The organism is Streptococcus mitis, from assembly GCF_965111725.1.
Classification (GTDB): Bacteria; Bacillota; Bacilli; order Lactobacillales; family Streptococcaceae; genus Streptococcus; species Streptococcus mitis_DV.
This window is the reverse complement of the sequence record NZ_OZ217341.1, coordinates 1,591,805-1,597,026: the sequence shown is the minus strand read 5'-3', so window position 1 is coordinate 1,597,026 and position 5,222 is coordinate 1,591,805. Positions and strand designations below refer to the sequence as shown.

4 protein-coding genes are annotated in these 5,222 nt (G+C 40.3%); 3 read left to right on the top strand and 1 reads right to left on the bottom strand.

Translation table 11 applies throughout. The annotated features are described in order from the left end of the window. Positions 1-116: 116 nt before the first annotated feature. Complete coding sequence (locus ACLV7Q_RS07825) at positions 117-1,373, bottom strand: ISL3 family transposase (protein ID WP_050213065.1); 1,257 nt, start codon at positions 1,371-1,373, stop codon at positions 117-119. Positions 1,374-1,569: 196 nt separating this feature from the next. Here ACLV7Q_RS07825 and ACLV7Q_RS07820 point away from each other — a divergent pair, with 196 nt between their 5' ends. The 3 genes from ACLV7Q_RS07820 (at position 1,570) to vex3 (ending at position 5,056) form a co-directional block, all read left to right on the top strand. Then, the gene (locus tag ACLV7Q_RS07820; protein WP_218757718.1) at positions 1,570-2,847 is read left to right on the top strand and encodes an ABC transporter permease; all 1,278 of its coding nucleotides are present in this window, start codon (positions 1,570-1,572) and stop codon (positions 2,845-2,847) included. 126 nt (positions 2,848-2,973) lie between these two features. Then, entirely contained in the window at positions 2,974-3,621 is a 648-nt protein-coding gene (gene vex2, locus ACLV7Q_RS07815; RefSeq protein ID WP_049512209.1) for an ABC transporter ATP-binding subunit Vex2, read from the top strand. 55 nt (positions 3,622-3,676) lie between these two features. Beyond that, entirely contained in the window at positions 3,677-5,056 is a 1,380-nt protein-coding gene (gene vex3 / locus ACLV7Q_RS07810) for an ABC transporter permease subunit Vex3 (RefSeq protein WP_218757717.1), read from the top strand. Positions 5,057-5,222 lie beyond the last annotated feature (166 nt).

Genomic DNA, 5,222 nt, shown 5'->3' with positions numbered 1-5,222 from the left:
GTTAAGCTTAGACTAGTCGGAAACTAGCTAGAATAGTACTCGAAAGAGCAACGGTGAAAGCCGTTGCTCTTTTTGAAATTTTGGCTCTTTGTCAACTGTAGTGGGTTGAAGAAAAGCTAAGATCTAGAAAGGACGAAATTCGTCCTTTCTTTTTTGATGTTGAGAGCGATAAAAATCCTTTTTTTGAAGTTTTCAAAGTTCCGAAATCCAAAGGCATTTCGTTTGATAAGTTTGATGAGATTATTAGTTGCTTCTAATTTGGCATTAGAATAAGGTAGTTGAAGGGCATTGACAATCTTTTCTTTATCCTTGAGGAAGGTTTTAAAGACAGTCTGAAAAAGAGGATGAATCTGTTTAAGATTGTCCTCAATGAGTCCGAAAAATTTGTCTGGCTCCTTGTTCTGAAAGTGAAAGAGTAAGAGTTGATAGACATTGTAGTGGTGTTTCAAGTCTTCTGAATAGCTCAAAAGCTTATCTAGAATTTCTTTATTCGTCAAGTGCATACGAAAAGTAGGGCGATAAAATCGTTTATCACTCAATTTACGACTATCCTGTTGAATGAGTTTCCAGTAGCGTTTAATAGCCTTATATTCATGGGATTTTCGCTCAAATTGATTCATGATTTGAACACGGACACGACTTATAGCACGGCTTAAGTGTTGCACAATATGAAAACGATCTAGAACAATTTTAGCACATGGAAAAAGCTGTTTAGCCAAGTCATAATAAGGACTAAACATATCCATCGTAATGATTTTCACCTGACAACGAACGACTCTATCGTAGCGCAGAAAGTGATTTCGTATGATAGCCTGTGTTCTGCCTTCAAGAACAGTGATGATGTTGAGATTATCAAAATCTTGTGCAATGAAACTCATCTTTCCCTTAGTGAAGGCATACTCGTCCCAGGACATAATCTTAGGAAGACTAGAAAAATCAGGCTTAAAACGGAAGTCATTAAGCTTGCGAATGACAGTTGAAGTTGAAATAGCCAGTTGATGAGCGATATCGGTCATAGAAGTCTTTTCAATCAACTTTTGCGCAATTTTTTGGTTGATAATACGAGGGATTTGGTGATTCTTCTTGACGAGAGGGGTCTCTGAGACCATTATTTTAGAGCAATGATAGCACTTAAATCGACGCTTTTTAAGAAGTATTCTAGTAGGCATACCAGTCGTTTCGAGGTAAGGAATTTTAGACGGTTTTTGAAAGTCATATTTCTTCATTTGACTTTCGCAATCAGGACAAGAGGGGGCCTCATAATCCAGTTTAGCGATAATTTCCTTGTGTGTATCCCTATTGATGATATCCATAAATTGGATATTAGGGTCTTTGATATCGAGCAGTTTTGTGATAAAATGTAATTGTTCCATATGAATCTTTCTAATGAGTTGTTTGGTCGCTTTTCATTATAGATCTTATGGGACTTTTTTTCTATACAAAAATAGGCTCCATAATATCTATAGAGGATTTACCCACTACAAATATTATAGAGCCGAAATTTTTTCGTATTTCATAAACATTTCATATTTGGGTTTTATAATAGTCTTACAAATATGGAGGTGACAAATGAATCCAATCCAAAGAGCTTGGGCTTATGTCAGCAGAAAACGACTGAGAAGTTTTATTTTATTTCTGATTTTATTGGTCCTATTGGCCGGAATTTCAGCCTGTTTGACTCTGATGAAGTCCAACAAAACAGTTGAAATCAATCTTTACAAATCACTCAATACCTCTTTTTCTATTAAGAAGATAGAGAATGGTCAGACTTTCAAGCTGTCAGACCTAGCATCTGTAAGCAAGATTAAGGGGCTGGAACATGTCTCTCCCGAACTCGAGACGGTCGCAAAATTAAAAGACAAGGAAGCGGTGAGTGGTGAGCAGAGCGTAGAACGTGATGATTTGTCAGCTGCGGACAAGAACTTGGTCAGCTTAACGGCTCTTGAGGATTCATCCAAGGATGTGACCTTTACTAGCTCGGCTTTTAATCTAAAAGAAGGGCGACACCTTCAAAAAGGAGATTCAAAGAAAATTCTCATCCACGAAGAGTTGGCTAAGAAGAACGGTCTTTCGCTTCATGACAAGCTTCGCTTGGATGCTGGACAGTCAGAAGCTGGCAAAGGACACACAGTTGAGTATGAAATCGTTGGCATCTTTTCTGGTAAAAAACAGGAGAAATTCACAGGCTTGTCTTCTGACTTCAGTGAAAACCAGGTCTTTACAGACTATGAAAGTAGCCAGCCCCTTTTGGGAAATAGTGAAGCTCAAGTCAGTGCAGCGCGCTTTTATGTAGAAAATCCTAAGGAAATGGACGAACTCATGAAGCAGGTAGAAAACTTGTCCTTAGAAAGTCAAGGTTACCAAGTCGAGAAGGAAAACAAGGCTTTTGAACAAATCAAAGATTCAGTTGCAACCTTCCAAACCTTTCTGACCATCTTCCTTTATGGGATGCTGATAGCAGGAGCAGGGGCCTTAATTCTTGTTTTGTCTCTCTGGTTGAGAGAAAGGGTCTACGAAGTGGGAATTTTACTTGCACTTGGAAAAGGCAAGAGCTCGATCTTCCTACAATTCTGTTTAGAGGTAGTTTTGGTATCTCTAGGTGCTTTGCTTCCAGCATTTGCTGCAGGAAACGCAATCACAACTTACCTACTCCAAACCCTACTAGCAAGTGGAGACCAGGCAGCCCTACAAGACACGCTAGCTAAAGCAAGCAGTTTATCAACCAGTATCCTATCTTTTGCAGAATCCTATGTTTTTCTAGTTCTGCTTAGTTGCTTGTCTGTAGCCCTTTGTTTCCTATTCTTATTTAGAAAATCGCCTAAAGAAATTTTATCATCTATTAGTTAATACTCTTCGAAAATCTCTTCAAACCGCGTTAGCTGTATCTGCAACCTCAAAGCTGTGCTTTGAGCAACCTGCTGCTAGATTCCTAGTTTGAACTTTGATTTTCATTGAGTATAAGAAGGAGAAATCATGACTTTATTACAATTACAAGATCTTACCTACCGTTATAAGAACACTGCTGAAGCAGTCCTATATCAGATCAATTATCATTTTGAACCCGGGAAATTTTACAGTATTATTGGTGAGTCAGGAGCGGGGAAATCCACTCTCTTGTCCCTCCTTGCTGGTTTAGATAGTCCTGTTGAAGGTTCTATCCTTTTCCAAGGCGAGGACATTCGTAAGAAGGGGTATTCCTACCATCGCATGCACCATATTTCCCTGGTCTTTCAAAATTATAACTTGATAGATTATCTTTCTCCGCTGGAAAATATCCGCTTGGTCAATAAAAAGGCAAGCAAGGATACACTGCTTGAGCTTGGTTTGGATGAAAGTCAGATCAAGCGGAATGTTCTCCAGTTATCAGGTGGCCAACAGCAACGTGTTGCCATTGCTCGTAGTTTGGTCTCGGAAGCTCCAGTTATTCTTGCAGATGAGCCAACAGGAAATCTGGATCCTAAAACTGCTGGAGATATTGTCGAACTGCTCAAATCACTTGCCCAGAAAACAGGTAAATGTGTCATCGTCGTAACTCACAGCAAAGAAGTGGCACAAGCGTCAGATATTACACTTGAGTTGAAGGATAAGAAACTGACTGAAACTCGCAATACTACGAAATAATACGAGCTTTTTCTGTTCGAACTATAAAATAGAATAAAATCTAGAAAGGGAACCTATGTTACACAACGCATTTGCCTATGTTACAAGGAAGTTTTTCAAATCGATTGTCATCTTCCTGATTATTCTCCTCATGGCGAGCTTGAGTTTGGTCGGCTTGTCAATTAAGGGAGCTACTGCCAAAGCTTCTCAGGAGACCTTTAAAAATATCACCAACAGCTTCTCCATGCAAATCAATCGTCGCGTCAATCAAGGAACGCCACGTGGTGCTGGGAATATTAAGGGTGAGGACATCAAAAAAATCACCGAAAACAAGGCCATTGAGTCTTATGTGAAACGCATCAACGCTATCGGAGATTTGACTGGCTATGAACTTATCGAAACGCCAGATACCAAGAAAAATCTGACACCTGACCGTGCCAAACATTTTGGAAGTAGCTTGATGATTACGGGTGTTAATGACTCCTCTAAAGAAGACAAGTTTGTCTCTGGTTCTTATAAGCTGGTCGAAGGAGAGCACCTAACAAACGACGACAAGGACAAGATCCTCCTGCACAAGGACTTGGCAGCCAAATACGGCTGGAAAGTAGGGGACAAGGTTAAACTGGACTCTAATATCTACGATGCAGACAATGAAAAAGGTGCCAAGGAAACAGTCGAAGTGACAATCAAGGGACTCTTTGATGGCCACAATAAGTCGGCAGTAACTTACTCACAAGAGCTTTACGAAAACACAGCCATCACAGACATTCACACGGCGGCTAAACTTTATGGATACACAGAAGACACAGCTATTTATGGGGACGCAACCTTCTTTGTAACAGCGGACAAGAACTTGGATGATGTTATGAAAGAGTTGAATGGCATAAGTGGTATCAACTGGAAGAGCTATACACTGGTGAAGAGCTCCTCTAACTACCCAGCTCTTGAGCAATCCATCTCTGGTATGTACAAGATGGCCAACCTCCTCTTCTGGGGTAGCTTGAGCTTCTCAGTCCTTCTCCTTGCCCTATTGCTCAGTCTTTGGATTAACGCTCGTCGCAAGGAGGTGGGAATTCTCCTCTCTATCGGTCTCAAGCAGGCAAGTATCTTGGGTCAATTCATCACTGAATCGATTTTGATTGCTATCCCAGCTCTTGTTGCATCATATTTCCTAGCCAACTACACAGCTCGTGCGATTGGAAACACTGTCCTTGCCAATGTGACTTCAGGTGTTGCCAAACAGGCTAGCAAGGCGGCTCAAGCCTCTAACCTTGGTGGTGGTGCAGAAGTAGATGGCTTTAACAAGACCTTGTCGAGCCTAGATATTTCCATTCAGACATCAGACTTTATCATCGTCTTTGTCCTAGCCTTGGTTCTAGTGGTTCTCGTTATGGCGCTTGCTTCAAGCAATCTCCTTAGAAAACAACCAAAAGAGCTCTTGCTGGATGGTGAATAATACTGATGCCAGACTGAAAAATGAGGCTAGCAACTGAAAGTTTTAAAATGATAAATGAAGCAGAAAGCAATGGTAACAATCATTGCTTTCAGTTGCTTTCTTTGTACTTTAGTACTTAAATATGATATACTAAGGTTATGGAATTTATTAGAAAGGAGTTTCGCAA